At 72.0% G+C, this 16,515-nt stretch carries 19 protein-coding genes; 5 read left to right on the forward strand and 14 right to left on the reverse strand.

Annotated features, from left to right (window positions below; genetic code table 11):
* Window position 1: 1 nt before the first annotated feature.
* From GGQ55_RS03475 to nucS, 4 genes are all read right to left on the reverse strand, one after another.
* A complete protein-coding gene (locus tag GGQ55_RS03475; RefSeq protein WP_179715135.1) occupies window positions 2-1,783 on the reverse strand; it encodes a 3-hydroxyacyl-CoA dehydrogenase family protein in 1,782 nt (593 codons plus the stop codon).
* Window positions 1,784-1,916: 133 nt separating this feature from the next.
* A complete protein-coding gene (locus tag GGQ55_RS03480) occupies window positions 1,917-2,132 on the reverse strand; it encodes an endonuclease NucS domain-containing protein (protein WP_436277819.1) in 216 nt (71 codons plus the stop codon).
* A gap of 4 nt (window positions 2,133-2,136) precedes the next feature.
* Complete coding sequence (locus tag GGQ55_RS03485) at window positions 2,137-2,490, reverse strand: Imm8 family immunity protein (protein WP_179715136.1); 354 nt, start codon at window positions 2,488-2,490, stop codon at window positions 2,137-2,139.
* Window positions 2,491-2,525: 35 nt separating this feature from the next.
* Window positions 2,526-3,197 carry an endonuclease NucS gene (nucS, locus tag GGQ55_RS03490; RefSeq protein WP_179715137.1) on the reverse strand — a complete coding sequence of 224 codons (672 nt, stop codon included), beginning with the start codon at window positions 3,195-3,197 and terminating at the stop codon, window positions 2,526-2,528.
* Between the two features lie 211 nt (window positions 3,198-3,408).
* Between nucS and GGQ55_RS03495 the strand changes: the two genes are divergently transcribed.
* Window positions 3,409-4,248: a hypothetical protein gene (locus tag GGQ55_RS03495; protein ID WP_179715138.1), complete on the forward strand. Its 840-nt coding sequence runs from the start codon at window positions 3,409-3,411 to the stop codon at window positions 4,246-4,248.
* 53 nt (window positions 4,249-4,301) lie between these two features.
* On the opposite strand, the gene GGQ55_RS03500 is transcribed toward GGQ55_RS03495, so the two are convergent.
* The 4 genes from GGQ55_RS03500 to GGQ55_RS03515 all read right to left on the reverse strand — a co-directional run bounded on the left by GGQ55_RS03500 (window position 4,302) and on the right by GGQ55_RS03515 (window position 7,663).
* A complete protein-coding gene (locus GGQ55_RS03500; RefSeq protein ID WP_179715139.1) occupies window positions 4,302-5,654 on the reverse strand; it encodes a dicarboxylate/amino acid:cation symporter in 1,353 nt (450 codons plus the stop codon).
* 171 nt (window positions 5,655-5,825) lie between these two features.
* Window positions 5,826-6,320, reverse strand: a complete 495-nt coding sequence (locus GGQ55_RS03505) for a pyridoxamine 5'-phosphate oxidase family protein (protein WP_218859151.1) — start codon at window positions 6,318-6,320, stop codon at window positions 5,826-5,828.
* A 2-nt stretch (window positions 6,321-6,322) separates the two neighbouring features.
* Window positions 6,323-6,853, reverse strand: a complete 531-nt coding sequence (locus tag GGQ55_RS03510; RefSeq protein ID WP_179715140.1) for an NUDIX hydrolase family protein — start codon at window positions 6,851-6,853, stop codon at window positions 6,323-6,325.
* 36 nt (window positions 6,854-6,889) lie between these two features.
* On the reverse strand, window positions 6,890-7,663 hold the full coding sequence (locus tag GGQ55_RS03515) for an enoyl-CoA hydratase-related protein (protein ID WP_179715141.1): 774 nt from the start codon (window positions 7,661-7,663) through the stop codon (window positions 6,890-6,892).
* 45 nt (window positions 7,664-7,708) lie between these two features.
* Here GGQ55_RS03515 and GGQ55_RS03520 point away from each other — a divergent pair, with 45 nt between their 5' ends.
* On the forward strand, window positions 7,709-8,740 hold the full coding sequence (locus GGQ55_RS03520) for a Gfo/Idh/MocA family protein (protein ID WP_179715142.1): 1,032 nt from the start codon (window positions 7,709-7,711) through the stop codon (window positions 8,738-8,740).
* 33 nt (window positions 8,741-8,773) lie between these two features.
* Here the strand turns inward: GGQ55_RS03520 and GGQ55_RS03525 are convergent, their stop codons facing one another.
* Entirely contained in the window at window positions 8,774-10,792 is a 2,019-nt protein-coding gene (locus GGQ55_RS03525; protein WP_179715143.1) for a protein meaA, read from the reverse strand.
* 104 nt (window positions 10,793-10,896) lie between these two features.
* On the opposite strand from GGQ55_RS03525, the gene GGQ55_RS03530 reads away from it, so the two are divergent.
* The gene (locus GGQ55_RS03530) at window positions 10,897-11,232 is read left to right on the forward strand and encodes a hypothetical protein (RefSeq protein WP_179715144.1); all 336 of its coding nucleotides are present in this window, start codon (window positions 10,897-10,899) and stop codon (window positions 11,230-11,232) included.
* Window positions 11,233-11,332: 100 nt separating this feature from the next.
* On the forward strand, window positions 11,333-11,803 hold the full coding sequence (locus GGQ55_RS03535) for a BLUF domain-containing protein (RefSeq protein WP_179715145.1): 471 nt from the start codon (window positions 11,333-11,335) through the stop codon (window positions 11,801-11,803).
* 7 nt (window positions 11,804-11,810) lie between these two features.
* Here GGQ55_RS03535 and murA read toward each other — a convergent pair whose 3' ends face one another.
* Window positions 11,811-13,088 (reverse strand): UDP-N-acetylglucosamine 1-carboxyvinyltransferase, encoded by a 1,278-nt coding sequence (gene murA, locus GGQ55_RS03540; RefSeq protein WP_179715146.1) that lies wholly within the window; start codon window positions 13,086-13,088, stop codon window positions 11,811-11,813.
* A 33-nt stretch (window positions 13,089-13,121) separates the two neighbouring features.
* Between murA and GGQ55_RS03545 the strand changes: the two genes are divergently transcribed.
* Window positions 13,122-13,742: a cob(I)yrinic acid a,c-diamide adenosyltransferase gene (locus tag GGQ55_RS03545; protein WP_179715147.1), complete on the forward strand. Its 621-nt coding sequence runs from the start codon at window positions 13,122-13,124 to the stop codon at window positions 13,740-13,742.
* Here GGQ55_RS03545 and GGQ55_RS03550 read toward each other — a convergent pair.
* From GGQ55_RS03550 to atpD, 4 genes are all read right to left on the reverse strand, one after another.
* Entirely contained in the window at window positions 13,722-14,123 is a 402-nt protein-coding gene (locus GGQ55_RS03550; RefSeq protein ID WP_179715148.1) for a DUF2550 domain-containing protein, read from the reverse strand. The genes GGQ55_RS03545 and GGQ55_RS03550 overlap by 21 nt on opposite strands.
* A 39-nt stretch (window positions 14,124-14,162) precedes the next feature.
* Window positions 14,163-14,549: a F0F1 ATP synthase subunit epsilon gene (locus tag GGQ55_RS03555; protein WP_179715149.1), complete on the reverse strand. Its 387-nt coding sequence runs from the start codon at window positions 14,547-14,549 to the stop codon at window positions 14,163-14,165.
* Window positions 14,550-14,647: 98 nt separating this feature from the next.
* Complete coding sequence (locus GGQ55_RS03560) at window positions 14,648-14,830, reverse strand: hypothetical protein (RefSeq protein WP_179715150.1); 183 nt, start codon at window positions 14,828-14,830, stop codon at window positions 14,648-14,650.
* Between the two features lie 235 nt (window positions 14,831-15,065).
* Window positions 15,066-16,514 (reverse strand): F0F1 ATP synthase subunit beta, encoded by a 1,449-nt coding sequence (gene atpD, locus GGQ55_RS03565; RefSeq protein ID WP_179715151.1) that lies wholly within the window; start codon window positions 16,512-16,514, stop codon window positions 15,066-15,068.
* Window position 16,515: the final 1 nt, after the last annotated feature.

The raw sequence follows: 16,515 nt of genomic DNA on the forward strand, positions 1-16,515 counted from the left end.
CTCAGCGGTTGGCGTAGTCCCGGAAGCCGCGGCCGGTCTTGCGACCGAGGTAGCCGGCGGTGACCAGGTGCTCGAGCAGCGGCGCGGGCGCGAACCCGGGCTCGCGGAACTCGACGTAGAGCTCCCGCTCGATGGCCAGCGAGACGTCGAGACCGACGACGTCGAGCAGCTCGAAGGGACCCATCGGGTAGCCGCAGCCGACCTTCATCGCCGCGTCGATGTCGTCGGCGGTGGCGTAGTGGGCCTCGAGCATCTTCACCGCGTCGTTCAGGTACGGGAACAGCAGCGCGTTGACGATGAACCCGGCCCGGTCGGTGCACGAGACCGCGTGCTTGCCCAGCTGCTCGCACACCGCGTGCGCGGTGGCGGCGACGTCGGGCGCGGTGGCGATCGTGGAGACCACCTCGACCAGCTTCATCACCTGCGCCGGGTTGAAGAAGTGCAGGCCGATGACGTCGTTCGGCCGCTCGCTGGCCTTGGCGCACTCGATGACCGGCAGGCTGGACGTCGTCGTCGCGAGGACCGCGCCGGGCTTGCAGATCTCGCCGAGGTTGGCGAACAGCGCCTGCTTGGTGCCGAGGTGCTCGACGATGGCCTCGATGACCAGGTCGACGTCGGCGAGGTCGTCGAGCGTGTCGGTGCCGGTGATGCGACCGAGGATCTCGTCGCGCGCGGACTCCTCGAGCCGGCCGCGCGAGACCTGCTTGTCCAGCGACTTGGCCAGCGCCGTCTGCACCGCCTCGACCTTGTCCAGGGTCCGGGCGACGAACGTGACCTCGTAGCCGCCCTTGGCGACGACCTCGATGATGCCGGTGGCCATGGTCCCGGAGCCGACGACGCCGACCTTCGACACCGGCCGGGCGCCCTCGGTGGCCCCGCCCGCGGTGGGCGTGAGGGCGTCGTCCACGACCTGGGCGGAGTCCCGCTGGGCGTAGGTGTAGAAGCCGCGGCCGGACTTCCGGCCGAGCAGCCCCGCGGTCATCATCTGCTTGATGATCGGGCTGGGGGCGTGCAACCGGTTGCGCGACTGCTTGTACATCGTGTCGAGGATCTCGTAGGCGGTGTCGATGCCGATGAGGTCCATCAGGGCCAGCGGGCCCATCGGCAGGCCGCAGCCCAGCCGCATGGCGGCGTCGATGTCCTCGCGGCTGGCGTAGCGGTTCTCGTACATCGAGACCGCGTGGTTGAGGTAGCCGAACAGCAGCGCGTTGGCGATGAACCCGGCGCGGTCGCCGATCGTCACGTCGACCTTGCCCAGCCGCTCGGCGAGGGCCTCGACGTCCTCGATGACCGAGGGCTCGGTGACGACGGTCTGCACCACCTCGACCAGCTTCATGACCGGCGCGGGGTTGAAGAAGTGCATCCCGATGACCTTGCTCGGCCGGCCGGTGGCCACCGACAGCTCGGTCACCGACAGGCTGGAGGTGTTGGTCGCCAGGATCGTGTCCGACGGGCAGATCTTGTCCAGCGCGGCGAAGATCTCGGTCTTCAGCTCCATGCGCTCGGGCACGGCCTCGATGACCAGCTCGGCCTGGGCGAGGTCCTCCAGCGACGTGGAGAACCGGATCCGCCCGAAGATCTCGTCGCGCTCGGCCGGGTCGAGCTTGCCGCGGCTGACCGCTCGGTCCGTCGAGTGCTCGAGGTGGCCGCGACCGCGCGCCAGCGCGTCCTCGTTCACCTCGACCGCGGTCACCGACAGCCCCGCGCGCGCGAGCACCTCGGCGATGCCGGCACCCATGGTGCCCAGCCCGACGACGCCGACCTCGGTCAGTTCTCTGGCCACGCTGCCAACTCCTCTGCCGTACGGATCGCTGAAGATCCTCTCACCAGCAGCGCCCCCTCCGCGCGCCGGGCTACTGGCGAGTAACCAAGTTCACGGAGTGCCAGGGGCGCACTTTCCGCGCCGTGGCACTCCGCTAGAACAAGCGCTGGGTGGGGTCGTCGGTGCCCTTGAGGACGGCGTAGTCGACGACCAGGCAGTCGATCCCCCGGTCCTGCGCGAGGACCCGCGCCTGCGGCTTGATCTCCTGAGCGGCGAACACGCCCTTGACCGGGGCCAGCAGCGGGTCCCGGTTGAGCAGCTCCAGGTACCGCGTCAGCTGCTCGACGCCACCCATGAGACGCCTACCCACCGCTTCACCCGTGCGCCTCGTTGTAGTCCTCGAACTCCCAGGAGCCCAACCGACCGATCTTCTCGGCCACGTCGGACCACGTGTCACCCGAGATGCGCCGGAGGCGATCGCGGATGAAAGCCTCCACCCGGTCGCGGTTGATCGACTCCACGAAGAGGAAGTGACGGCCAGAGACGACGCCATCGCGGGCTACCAGTTCGGCCAGCGCGTCAGGCGTGCACACCGTCGCCTGGAACGTTTCCTCGCCCGGCCCATCGGCAGGACCGGCAGCGAAGACTAGGAGAGTCGAGCCGTCGTCGTCGGTATCCGAGCCGCGCTCCAAGTCTGGCCACTCGAAGTAGCGGACCACCGCGAACACGTCAGGACCTCCAGTCGATCGACCCGAGGATCGTGTCAGAACAGCCGCTGGGTCGGGTCGTCCGTCCCCTTGAGGACGGCGTAGTCGACGGTGACGCAGTCGATGCCCCGGTCGGCCGCCAGCACCCGCGCCTGCGGCTTGATCTCCTGCGCCGCGAAGACGCCCTTCACCGGGGCCAGCAACGGGTCGCGATTCAACAGTTCCAAATATCTTGTGAGCTGCTCTACTCCGTCGATCTCGCCGCGCCGCTTGATCTCGACGGCGACCGTCGTCCCGGCGGCGTCGCGGCAGAGCAGGTCGACCGGCCCGATCGCGGTCGGGTACTCGCGGCGCACCAGCGACCAGCCGGCCCCGAAGGTCTCCACGTGCAGCGCCAGCAGCCGCTGCAGCTCCGCCTCGACGCCGTCCTTCTGCAGGCCGGGGTCGACGCCGAGCTCGTGCGCGGAGTCGTGCGCGACCGACTCGATGGTGATGATCAGCTGCTCACCGGCCTTGTTGGTGACCGTCCACGTGCCGGATCCGTCGCTCAGCTCGTCCTTGAGCGTGCAGGGCGGGCTCATCCAGTTCAGCGGCTTGTAGGCGCGGTCGTCGGCGTGGATCGACACCGACCCGTCGGCCTTGACCAGCAGCAACCTGTTGGCCATCGGGAGGTGGGCGGTCAGCCGCCCGATGTAGTCCACCGAGCAGCGGGCGATGACCAGACGCACGGGTCCCGACGCTACCTCGCCGTCTCGCGCACCTCCTGCGGCGTGTCGCGCGGCCGGGTCGCGGCGCGGCTGCCAAGGTCCGGACGTGCGGCTGCCCGGGCCGGATCGCGGTGATCCTCCTGGTGACGGCGACTTTCTTCCTCGTCGCCGACACCAGGAGGACCACCGCCCCCGGTCGGAACCCGGGCCGCGACCGGTTCGTCGTAGATCCGTGATCACCCGGTCCGCGGCCGCGCTCGCCGTCCTGCTCCTGCTGGGCGCCTGTGCCCAGAAGGCGAGCGGCGGAGGCGGCGGCGACACCCCGTCCGCCTACGCGCCGGACCAGCTCGTGCTGCGCGTGGCGTACACCGGCGGCTTCGTGACACCCCAGATGCTGATCTCCCGGCTGCCGCTGGTCAGCGTCTACGGCGATGGCCGGGTGCTCACCGAGGGCCCGACGCCGGCGATCTATCCCGGCCCCGCGCTACCCAACGTGCAGGTCGGCCACATCGAGCAGAGCGACGTGCAGGACCTCGTCGACGCCGCGCTCGACGCCGGCGTGGGCGAGACCGACGATCTGGGCACCCCGCCGATCGCCGACGCGCCGTCCACGCTGATCACCGTCTCCACCGGACTCGAGAGCCTCGAGCGGGAGGTCTACGCGCTGCAGGAGACGCCGGCAGAGGGCACTGGGCTCACCGCCGACCAGGTCGCGGCCCGGGAGAAGCTCTCGGGCCTCGTCGACCGGCTCACCGGCCTCTCCGCCGGTGCGAGCGAGTCGTACACGCCCTCGTCGGTGGCGACCCTGGCCGCGGCCTACACGCCGCCCGACGACCCGCAGCTCGTCCAGCCCGACCAGGCCTGGCCCGGACCTGCGCTCCCGGGAGAGCCGCTGCCCGGCCCCTTCGGGTTCTCCTGCGCCGTCGCCTCCGGCGACCAGGCCGCTGCTGTGCTGGCCGCAGCCGGCACCGCGAACGCGCTGACCCCCTGGGTCGGTTCGGACGGCGCCCGCTGGTCGGTCAGCTTCCGGCCGCTGCTCCCGGACGAGTCGGGCTGCGCCGACCTGGCCTGAGGACGACGCCGGCCCGGCCCCCTTCGCAGGAGGACCGGGCCGGTGCGTTTGGTTCAGACGGTGGCGGGCTCCGGCTCGCGCGCCTCGGCCTCGGCCTCGGCGGGCGCCAGCGTGTCCACCGTGGAGGTGGCGCGGTAGCGCTCGAGGTCGAGCAGGCCCTCGCGCTTGGCCACGATCGTCGGGACGAGCGCCTGCCCGGCGACGTTCACCGCCGTGCGCCCCATGTCGAGGATCGGGTCGATGGCGAGCAGCAGGCCGACGCCGGCCAGCGGCAGGCCCAGCGTGGAGAGCGTGAGCGTCAGCATCACGATCGCGCCGGTGACACCGGCGGTGGCCGCGGAGCCGATGACCGACACCACCACGATGAGCAGGTAGTCGGTGATCGACAGGTGCACGTGGAAGAACTGCGCCACGAAGATCGCCGCCAGCGCCGGGTAGATCGCGGCGCAGCCGTCCATCTTGGTCGTCGCGCCCAGCGGCACGGCGAAGGAGGCGTAGGACCGCGGGACGCCGAGGTTCTGCTCGGTCACGCGCTCGGTCACCGGCAACGTGCCGATCGACGAGCGGGAGACGAAGGCCAGCTGGATGGCCGGCCACGCACCGGCGAAGAAGTTCCGGACGCCCAGGCCGTGGGTGCGCAGCAGGATCGGGTAGACGACGAAGAGCACGAGGGCCAGGCCGATGTAGACCGAGCCGGCGAAGACGCCCAGCGAGCCGAGGGAGTCCCAGCCGTAGGTCGCGACGGCCTTGCCGATCAGGCCCATGGTGCCGATCGGGGCCAGCAGGATCACCCACCACAGCACCTTCTGCACGATGGCCAGCGCCGAGCGGGTGAGCTTGAGGAACGGCTCGGCGGGCTCACCGATCTTCAGCGCGGCGATGCCGATCGCCACGGAGAGGACGAGCAGCTGCAGGACGTTGAACGACAGGCCGATCGACCCGTCGGGGTTCGCGGAGGCCTGCAGGCCGAAGATGTTGCTGGGCACGAGGCCGGTGAGGAAGTCCCACCACGACCCGGTGGTGTCGACCGCCTGGGCCGTCGACGCGTCGACCGTGCTGTGCGCACCCGGCCGGGTCAGCAGGCCGAGGCCGATGCCGATCGAGACGGCGATGAGCGCGGTGATCGCGAACCACAGCAGGGTCTGGCCGGCCAGCCGGGCCGCGTTGGAGACCTGCTTGAGGTTGGCGATGCTGACGATGACCGCGGTGACGATCAGCGGGATCACGATGACCCGCAGCAGCGTCACGAAGATGCTGCCGACCTCGGTCAGGGTGCTGGCCAGCCAGTTGGGCGAGCCGTCGGCGACCGGGCCCATGCTCCGGGCGACGAGCCCGAGGACGACGCCGAGCGCGAGACCGAGGAGGATCTGGACGGAGAAGGGGATCTTGCGGAGTCGAGAGAGCACGAGGTCTTCCTGAAGGGGTGGATCGGACGGCGGGCGCGGCGTCAGCGGCAACAGCAGCCGCTGTGCACGCGCCCGAAGTCGATGACGCGGCGCCGCGTCAGGCCCCACAGGTTGCACACGGCAGGGTCAAAGGAACGACACCGCCCGGTTCTTCCGGGTGTGCGCGACGTCTCAGCCGAAGGTCCACCGGGTCGGGCTGCCGGCGAAGTCCGCGCCGGACAGCGCGAAGACCCGCCCCGGGGTGACCGCGAACGTGCCGTTGACCGCCGGGTCCTGGAAGTCCGGCGTCAGCCCGGCGCCGTACTTGGCGTTGACCGCGTCGACGAAGGCGGCGATGCGGTCCGCCTCGGTCACGACCTCGGCCCGGCCCTCGAGGACGACGGGGTCGCGGGCGTTGTCGGTGGTCAGCGTGCAGCGGGGATCGGCCGCGAGGTTGCGGGCCTTGCGCGAGCGCAGACCGCTGGAGAACCAGAGCCGGCCGTGGTCCCAGATGCCCCAGACCGGCATGATGTGCGGCCGCCCGTCCGGGCTGACCGTCGCGCACCAGTAGTCGTGGGACACGGTCAACCGGCGCTCGGCCTCGGCCCACGGCAGCAGGCCGGTGCCCTCCCCAGCGGGCAGGATGCCGTAGCCCGGCATGACCGGGCGGTCGGCGACCGGCCCCACGGTCACACCGCCAGGTGCGCCAGCGCCTGCAGGAGCAGCGCGCTCTGGCCGTTGGCCAGCTCGGCCAGGACGGTGGCCTCCCGGACCTCGTCGGGCGAGAACCACGAGAACTCCAGCGCGTCCTGCTGGGGCGCGCAGTCCCCCTCGACCGGGACGACGTAGGCCAGTGACACCGCGTGCTGCCGCGGGTCGTGGAAGGACGTCACCCCCGGTGTCGGGAAGTACTCCGCGATCGTGAACGGCTGCGGGGCCGGCGGGATCCTCGGGAGGGCCAGCGGACCCAGGTCCTTCTCCAGGTGCCGGAGCAGGGCCGACCGGACCCGCTCGTGGTAGAGCACCCGCCCCGACACGAGCGCCCGCTTGACCTGCCCGTCCTCGCCGATCCTCAGCAGGAGGCCCACCCCGGTGACGACGCCCTGCTCGTCCACCCGGACCGGTACCGCGTCGACGTAGAGGATGGGCAGCCGCTCACGGGCAGCGTCCATCTCCTCCCGGGACAGCCACGCCGCGCCACTCTGCGTCACCTCGGTCATGGGGACTGTCTAGCGGACGCGGGGCGTCGTGGCCCGTCAGTCCGCCCAAACGGGTGGGCGCTTCTCCAGGAACGACGCCATGCCCTCTCGTGCGCCGGGCAGCTGGCTGGCCGAGGCCATGACCTCGACGGCGATCGCGTATGCGTCCCGCTCCGGCCGGTCGAGCTGCGCGTACATCGTCTGCTTGCCCCACGCCTTGCTCGCCCGCGAGCCCCGGGTGGCGCGGTCCATCAGCTCGCGGACCGCCTTGTCCAGCTCGTCGTCCGGGACGACCCGGTTGACCAGCCCCCACTCCAGCGCCGTCCGGGCGTCGATGACGTCGCCGGTGAGCGCCAGCTCCATCGCGCGCTTGCGGCCGACGTTGCGGGCGATCGCCACCATCGGCGTGTGGCAGAACCAGCCGCCCTTGCCGCCGGGGGCGGCGAACCCCGCCGACGCCGCGGCGACGGCCAGGTCGCAGGAGGCGACCAGCTGGCAGCCCGCCGCGGTCGCGAGCGCGTGCACGCGGGCGAGCACCACCTGCGGGACGTCCTGGATGGTCTGCATGAGCTCGGTGCACAGCGCGAGCAGGCTGCGCACCTCCGTCACAGGCTTGCCCGCGACGTCGCGGAAGTCGTGCCCGGCGCTGAAGACCGGCCCCTCGCCCGCCAGCACGATCCCGGTCGCGTCCGAGCCGCCCGCCTCGGTGAACGCGTCGAGCAGCTGCCGGAGGTGCTCGCGGGAGAGCGCGTTGCGCCGCGGGCCCCGCGTCATGGTGATCCAGATGGTGTCGTCGTCGCGCTCCACCCGCGGGGCGCCGTCCTCGGTCATGAGCCGACTCCACCACCGCGACTGCCGACCCGGCAAGATCGGCCCATGGATCCCGTCCGCTTCGGCCTGGTGGGGTACGGCTTCGGCGGCCGGTACTTCCACGCTCCGCTGCTGTCCGCCGCACCCGAGGTCGACTTCCTGGGCGTGGTGACCACCAACGCCGAGCGCCGCGAACTCGTGGCCCGCGAGCACCCGCAGGTGGCGACGTTCGACTCGCTCGAGGCGCTCGTCGAGGCCGGCGCCGAGGCGGTCGCCATCTCCACACCGGCCGACACGCACAGAGCGCTCACCGACCGCGCGCTCGACCTGGGCCTGGCCGTCGTCTGCGACAAGCCGTTCGCGCTCGACGCGGACGCCGCCCGTGCCTCGGTGGAGCGCGCCGAGCGGCTCGGGCTGCCGCTGGCGCCCTACCAGAACCGGCGCTGGGACTCCGACTTCCTCACCCTGCGCTCACTGGTCGACAGCGGCCGCCTGGGGACGGTGACCCGCTTCGAGTCGCGGTTCGAGCGGTTCTCCCCCGTGCCCGGGCCGCCCGGGGCCGGCGGGGGCACGCTGCGCGACTTCGGCAGCCACCTGGTCGACCAGGCGCTGGTGCTGCTCGGCCCGGTCGCTGCCGTGTACGCCGAGTGGCACGTCAACCCGCAGGGCCTGGACGACGACTTCTTCGTCGCGCTCACCCACGAGAGCGGCGCGCACGCGCACCTGTGGGGCAGCTGGGTCCAGGGCGCGCCGGGCGACCGGTTCCGGGTCGCCGGCACCGAGGGCGCCTACGTCGTCGGCGGCCCCATGGACGGGCAGGAGGGGGCGCTGCTGGACGGCCGGACGCCGGCCACCGAGGGCGCGAACTGGGGCGCCGAGCCGGAGTCCCGGTGGGGCCGGTTCTCCCGCGGCGAGGGCAGCGAGGTCGTGCCCACGGTGAACGGTCGGTGGGACACCTTCTACCCGGCGTTCGCCGCCGCGGTCCGCGGAGTCGGTGCCATGCCGGTGCCGGCGCGCGACGCCATCGCCACCGCGACCGTGCTCGACGCCGCACGCCGCAGCACCAAGGAGGGCACCGTCGTCCGCCTCGGAGGCTGAGAGCGCAGCTTTCCTGCGCTCTCAGCCTCCGCATCAGGCGGGCTCGGGGACCGGTGACTCCAGGCCGTGGGCCTCGCGGATGACCTCGACGACCTCGCTCATGATCGTGGTCAGCCCGAAGTCCTTGGGCGTGAACACCCGGGCCACGCCCTGCTCGCGCAGCCGCCGGGCGTCGCTGTCGGGGATGATCCCGCCGACCACGACCGGGACGTCGTCCAGCCCCGCCTCGCGCAGCCCCTGCAGCACGGCCGGCACGACCTGCAGGTGCGAGCCGGAGAGGACGGAGAGCCCGACGACGTCGACGTCCTCCTCGACCGCCGCCGAGACGATCTGCGACGGCGTGAGCCGGATGCCCTGGTAGACCACCTCGAAGCCGGCGTCCCGCGCCCGGACGGCGATCTGCTCGGCGCCGTTGGAGTGCCCGTCGAGGCCGGGCTTGCCGACCAGGAAGCGCAGCCGGCCGCCGAGCTCCTCCCCCGTCTGCTGCACGCGGGAACGCACCGCCGTCAGCGACTCGTCCGCCTCGCCGCCACCGGACGCGGCCGCCACCCCGGTCGGCGCGCGGTACTCACCGAACACCTCGCGCAGGACCCCGGCCCACTCCCCCGTCGTCACCCCGGCGCGGGCGCACTCGAGGGTCGCCTCCATGAGGTTCTCGGAGGTGCCGGCGACCTCCCGCAGCCGCGCCAGCGCCCGCTCGGCCGGCTCCGGGTCGCGCTCGTCGCGCCACTTCTTCACCGATTCGCAGGCCGCGGCCTCGACCGCCGGGTCGACGGTCTGGATGGCGGTGTCGAGGTCGGCCAGCAGCGGGTTCGGCTCGGTCGACTCGAACTTGTTGACCCCGACGACGACCTCCTCGCCGCCCTCGATCCGCCGGCGCCGCTCGGCGAGGGAGGCGACCAGCTGCCCCTTCATGTAGCCGGACTCGACGGCGGCGACCGCGCCGCCCATCTCGGCGACCCGGCCCATCTCCTCGCGGGCGCCCTCGACCAGCTCGGCGACCTTCTGCTCGACCACCACCGACCCGGTGAACAGGTCCTCGTACTCGAGCAGGTCGGTCTCGTACGCCAGCACCTGCTGCAGCCGCAGCGACCACTGCTGGTCCCACGGCCGGGGCAGGCCGAGCGCCTCGTTCCAGGCCGGCAGCTGCACCGCGCGGGCGCGGGCGTCGCGCGACAGCGTCACCGCGAGCATCTCCAGCACGATCCGCTGGACGTTGTTCTCCGGCTGGGCCTCGGTCAGCCCGAGCGAGTTGACCTGCACGCCGTAGCGGAAGCGGCGGTGCTTGGGGTCCTCGACGCCGTAGCGCTCCTGCGTCAGCTCGTCCCAGAGCTGGGTGAAGGCGCGCATCTTGCACATCTCCTCGACGAAGCGCACCCCGGCGTTGACGAAGAAGGAGATGCGGGCGACGACCTCGCCGAAGCGCTCCTGAGGCACCTGACCGGTGTCGCGGACGGCGTCGAGGACGGCGATCGCCGTCGACAGGGCGTAGGCGATCTCCTGCACCGGCGTCGCGCCGGCCTCCTGCAGGTGGTAGCTGCAGATGTTGATCGGGTTCCACTTCGGCATCGCCGTGACCGTGTAGGCGATCGTGTCGGCGGTCAGCCGCATCGAGGGCCCGGGCGGGAAGACGTAGGTCCCGCGCGACAGGTACTCCTTGATGATGTCGTTCTGCGTCGTCCCGGCGAGCTTGGCGACGTCGTGCCCGTGCTCCTCGGCGACCACCTGGTAGAGCGCGAGCAGCCACATGGCGGTGGCGTTGATCGTCATCGACGTGTTCATCTCGTCGAGCGGGATGCCGTCGAAGAGCCCGCGCATGTCGGCGAGCGAGGTGATCGGGACGCCGACCTTGCCGACCTCACCGGCGGCGAGCTCGGAGTCGGGGTCGTAGCCGGTCTGCGTCGGTAGGTCGAAGGCGACCGACAGCCCGGTCTGGCCCTTCTCCAGGTTGCGCCGGTACAGCGCGTTGGACTCCTTGGGCGAGGAGTGGCCGGCGTAGGTGCGCATCACCCAGGGCCGGTCGCGGTCCTTCGGCGTTGAAGGGAACGGCATGACGGGAGTCTAGGGGCGGTTACCGGCCAGTAGCAGCCCGGAACGGGGGAACGTGGCCGGTGGCACACTCAGCAGGAGGACGCCGACCGAGCAGGAGGTGGCGGGTGCCGATCGAGTCGGGGAGCCTGCACTACGCCGTCGGGCCGATCATCGCGGTCGCCGTCGTCGTCCTGCTCGGCGCCTTCCTGAGGTGGGCCTTCGGCGGCGACAGCCGCCGCCCGCGGCGGCCCGCCCAGCCGGCCGACGACGGGCTGCTCACCAAGATCGCCACGCTGTCGCGGCGGGAGTCGGCGCTGGCGCTGCGCGCGGTGCTCTCGGACGCCGGGATCCGCTCGACGCTGCGCTCGCCGGGCCCGGACCGGACCACGATCCTGGTCTTCCCGGAGGACGCCCCGCGCGCCCGGGAGCTGGCGGCGACGTTCACCCCGCCGGAGAACTAGGCGCCGCCCAGCGCGACTGTCGCACAGTGAGACCTCCTCCACCCGCCGGGCTCCGAGACCCTGGCCGCACGGGTGCGCGCCACGGCGGAAGGAGTCGGCGATGACGTATGCGGCCACGGGCGGGCTCTCGGATCCGGTGTTCCGGCTCGTCTACCGGAGCCACAGCCGCATACCGGGTGAGGACCGGCCGGTCACCCTGGCCGAGATCCTCCGGGGCGCGCGGTCGGCCAACGCCCGGGCCGGGATCACCGGCGCCCTCCTGATCACCGACAACTGGTTCGTGCAGGCGTTGGAGGGCGACGAGTCCACGGTGCGGGCGCTGTACGAGCGCATCCGTCAGGACGCCCGCCACGAGAACGTCACGTTGATCGAGTCCGGCAGCCAGGACGCACGGGTCTTCTCCCAGTGGGCCATGGCGCAGGTCTCGGCGAGCGGTCAGGCCGACATCCCGCTGGAGGCCACGGAGGGCGAGGGCGTGATCCGTCCCGCGGCCGCCACCGAGCCCCTGACGCGCGAGCAGACCGCCGTCCTCAGAGCGATGAGGAACTGCATCGGCGCCGACGTCCTGTAGTCGGAGCTCAGGCGCGCTGCACCCGGTCCACCTGCGCGCCGAGACCGCGCAGCTGCTCGACGAAGTCGGGGTAGCCGCGGTCCACGTGGTGGATCTCCTGCACCTCGGTCACACCGTCGGAGACGAGCCCGGCCAGCACCAGCCCCGCGCCGGCGCGGATGTCGGTGGCCACCACGGGAGCGCTGGAGAGCCGCTCCCGCCCGCGGACGACGGCGTGGTGCCCGTCGATGCGCACGGAGGCACCGAGCCGCACCAGCTCGTTGACGAACATGAACCGGCCCTCGAACACGTTCTCGGTGATGAGCGCGGTACCGGTGGATACCGCGGCCAGCGCGACGGCCATCGGCTGCAGGTCGGTCGGGAACCCCGGGTAGGGCAGCGTGACGACGTCGACCCCGCGCGGTCGCTCGTCCATGGCCACCCGCACGCCGCCGGGGACGGCCTCGACCCGGGCACCGGCGGTGTGCAGCTTCTCCAGGGCCACCGTCATGTGCTCGGCCACGGCGCGCTCGATGACGACGTCGCCGCGGGTCATCACGGCCCCGATCGCCCAGGTGCCGGCGACGATCCGGTCGGGCACGGTCGTGTACTCGACCGGGTCGAGGGCGGAGACGCCCTCGACGATGATCGTCGAGGTGCCGGCGCCGTCGACCTTGGCGCCCATCAGGGCGAGCATCGAGCAGAGGTCGACGATCTCCGGCTCGCGGGCGGCGTTGTCGATGACCGTCGTCCCGTCGGCGAGGACGGCGGCCATGACCAGGTTCTCGGTGGCGCCGACCGACGGGAAGTCCAGCCAGATCGACGTCCCGGTCAGCGTGGGGGCGCTGGCGACGAGGAACCCGTGCTCGCTGGTGATCGTCGCGCCGAGCTTCTCCAGCCCGGAGATGTGCATGTCCAGGCCGCGCGAGCCGATCGCGTCACCGCCCGGCAGCGCGACCCGGGCGCTGCCGCAGCGGGCGACCAGGGGGCCGAGCACGCTGATCGAGGCGCGCATCCGCCGGACCAGGTCGTAGTCGGTCTCGGTCGAGGGCGCCTCGGGCACGTCGATGGTGACCCGGCCGCCCCCGCCGCTGCCCGGGGTGCGCTCGTAGGCGACGCCGCAGCCGAGCCGGCGCAGCACCTCGCTCATGATCGACACGTCGAGGATGTCGGGGACCTCGTCGAGGGTGGTCTGCCCCGGCGCGAGCAGCGCCGCGGCCATGAGCTTCAGGGCGCTGTTCTTCGCACCCGTGACACGGACCCGCCCACGCAGGGGCGTTCCCCCGGTCACCTGGAAGCACTCCACCCGCTCACCCTACGGCCGACCTAGAGTCGGCCCATGACGGTCCGGCTCACGCGCATCTACACGAAGACCGGCGACGCAGGTCAGACGCACCTGGGCGACATGAGCCGGGTGGCGAAGACCGATCCGCGGCTGGTCGCCTACGCCGACGTCGACGAGGCGAACAGCGTGCTCGGCGTCGCGCTGGCGCTGGGTTCCCCGCCGGACGAGATCGCCGAGCTGCTGCGCAGCATCCAGAACGACCTGTTCGACGTCGGCGCCGACCTGTCCACGCCGATCACGCCGGATCCGGAGTTCGCGCCGCTGCGGGTGACCGCCGCCTACACCGAGCGGCTGGAGGCGGCCTGCGACACCTGGAACGCCGACCTGCCGAAGCTGGCGAGCTTCATCCTGCCGGGGGGCACCCCGGCCGCGGCGCTGCTGCACCAGGCCCGGGTGGTCGTGCGGCGGGCCGAGCGCAGCGTGTGGGCGCTGCTGGCAGCCGACGCCGAGCGCACCAACCCGGAGACCGCGCGCTACCTCAACCGGCTCTCGGACCTGCTGTTCATCCTCGGCCGGGTGGCCAACCCCGACGGAGACATCCTCTGGGAGCCCGGCGCCCACAGCGGCGTCCACGCCCAGCGCAAGGCCAAGGGCTCAGCGGACGCCGGGAGCTGATTCCACCCAGGAGAGGAACCCGGTCAGCGTCGAGGGTTCCATCGCCAGGTCCTGCGGCCCGTCGACGGTCTGGCAGGTGAGGACGACGACGTCGGCGGGCAGCGCGAGGTCGTCCCGGCCGGCCTCGCGGCGCCCCTCGACCAGCAGGTCGGCGCGCGGCAGCCGGCGCTGCGGACGGACGGCGAGGGAGAGCGCGCGGTACCAGAGCAGGCTGTCGTCGCCGAACCAGGCGACGCCGACCGACCAGCGCGCCGAGTGCGCCGGGCGCAGCCACATGGTGACCGCGCCCAGGCCGGAGAGCAGGAAGCGCCGGCGCAGCAGGAACGCGACGACGACCGCGACCAGCAGGATCCCGAAGAGCACGATCACGACGACGGTCATGGCGTGGCCGAGCTCATCCGGAGGGCGTGCGGGCTCTGGTCAGGCGTCCTGCCCGGCGGCGCGCAGCCGCCCGATCGCGCGGCGGGCGGCGGCGACCGCCTCGGGGTCGTCGTCCCCCTCGGCCCGGCGCAGCGCCTCGCGGGCCCGCTCGACGTCGATGTCGCCGGAGAACTCGGCCGTCTCGGCGAGGATCGACACCCCGCGCTCGGTGACGGACAGGAAACCGCCGTGCGCGGCGACGACGACGTCCTCACCGGACTCGGTGCGGATCGTGACCACACCGCCCTCGGCGAGCTGACCGAGCAGCGGGGCGTGGCCGGGCAGCACGCCCAGCTCACCCTCGGTGGTCCGGGCGATGACCATGCGGGCCTCGCCCGACCAGAGCCTGCGCTCGACGGCCACCAACTCGACCTGCAGGGTCGCCACGACACTCCTCGGGGTCCACGGTTTTGGCCTACTCTAGCGGCCGCCCTGCAGGGTCCCGCGGCGAGCCTGCGAGTGGTGGGGGGCAGGGTGGTCCTTTCTCAGGCCGAGCGGCGGTAGAGCAGGGTCCAGCGGCCGACGCGCACCCACGGGTAGCGGACGGTGGAGGCCGGTGCCCACTCCTCGACCGCGTAGCGGGCCTCGTCGAGCGACTCCCACGGCGCGTAGGGCGGCCAGCTCCAGCCGTTCCCTCCGTCGCGGGTCGTCGTGTAGTCGGGTTCCACCGTCGTCTCCTACGCGCCGCAGGACTCAGCGCTACCGAAAGAATCCTCGGCACCGCTTGCTGTGGGAAGCAGTGCTGGCGCCAGGATTCACCCGCCCGAGGGACGTGCACTCACCCATTGCGGACGACGACGGCCGGGCCCCCAACGGGGCCCGGCCGAGGTGACGTGCTGGAACGGCCCCCTGCAGGGATCCGCCGCGAGCATGCGAGCGGCGGGGGGCAGGGGGTCCTTCGACTTATGCGCGCTTGAGCTTCTCCGCGTTGCGCTCGAGGTCCTCGAGGCCACCGCACATGAAGAACGCCTGCTCCGGCACGTGGTCGTAGGTGCCCTCGGTGAGCGCCTTGAAGGCCTCGAGGGTCTCCGACAGCGGCACGAAGGAACCCGGCTGCCCGGTGAAGGCCTCGGCCACGAACATGTTCTGCGAGAGGAAGCGCTCGATGCGCCGCGCCCGCTGGACGGTGACCTTGTCCTCCTCGCCGAGCTCGTCGATGCCGAGGATGGCGATGATGTCCTGGAGCTCGACGTAGCGCTGGAGGATCCGCTGGACCTCGCGGGCGATGTCGTAGTGCTCCTGGCCGATGTACTGCGGGTCGAGGATCCGGCTGGAGGAGTCCAGCGGGTCCACGGCCGGGTAGATGCCCTTCTCCGAGATCGGCCGCGAGAGCACGGTCGTCGCGTCGAGGTGGGCGAAGGTGGTGTGCGGCGCCGGGTCGGTGATGTCGTCGGCGGGCACGTAGATGGCCTGCATCGAGGTGATCGAGTGGCCGCGGGTCGAGGTGATCCGCTCCTGCAGCTCGCCCATCTCGTCGGCCAGGGTCGGCTGGTAACCCACGGCCGACGGCATGCGGCCGAGCAGCGTGGAGACCTCCGAGCCGGCCTGGGTGAACCGGAAGATGTTGTCGATGAAGAGCAGCACGTCCTGGTTCTGCTCGTCGCGGAAGTACTCCGCCATCGTCAGCGCCGACAGCGCCACCCGCAGCCGGGTGCCCGGCGGCTCGTCCATCTGGCCGAAGACCAGCGCGGTGGACTCGATGACGCCGGACTCGGTCATCTCCGTGATGAGGTCGTTGCCCTCACGCGTGCGCTCGCCGACGCCGGCGAACACCGACACACCGCCGAACTCCTGGGCGACGCGGCGAATCATCTCCTGGATCAGCACGGTCTTGCCCACGCCGGCACCGCCGAACAGGCCGATCTTCCCGCCGGCCACGTACGGGGTCAGCAGGTCGATGACCTTGATGCCGGTCTCCAGCATCTCGGTGCGGCCCTCGAGCTGGTCGAACCGCGGGGCGTGCCGGTGGATGCCCCAGTGCGGGGCGTCCGCGCCGTAGCCGGGCTCGTCGAGGCACTCGCCGAGGGCGTTGAACACGTGGCCCTTGGTGACGTCACCGACGGGCACCGAGATCGGGCCGCCGGTATCGCTGACCTCGGCGCCGCGGACCAGGCCGTCGGTCGGCTGCATCGAGATGGTGCGCACCACGTTGTCACCCAGGTGCTGGGCGACCTCGAGGGTGAGCGTCTTGCCCAGGTCGGCGAGGGTGACCTCCACCTTCAGGGCGTTGAACAGGTCGGGCATCGCGTCGCGCGGGAACTCGACGTCGACGACGGGGCCGGTGACCCGCACGACCCGGCCGGTGGCGGCCCCGGTCTGCGCGGCGGACGGACGGTCCTCGGTGACGGTCATG

The sequence above is a fragment of the Petropleomorpha daqingensis genome (genome assembly GCF_013408985.1).
GTDB classification, from domain to species: domain Bacteria; phylum Actinomycetota; class Actinomycetes; order Mycobacteriales; family Geodermatophilaceae; genus Petropleomorpha; species Petropleomorpha daqingensis.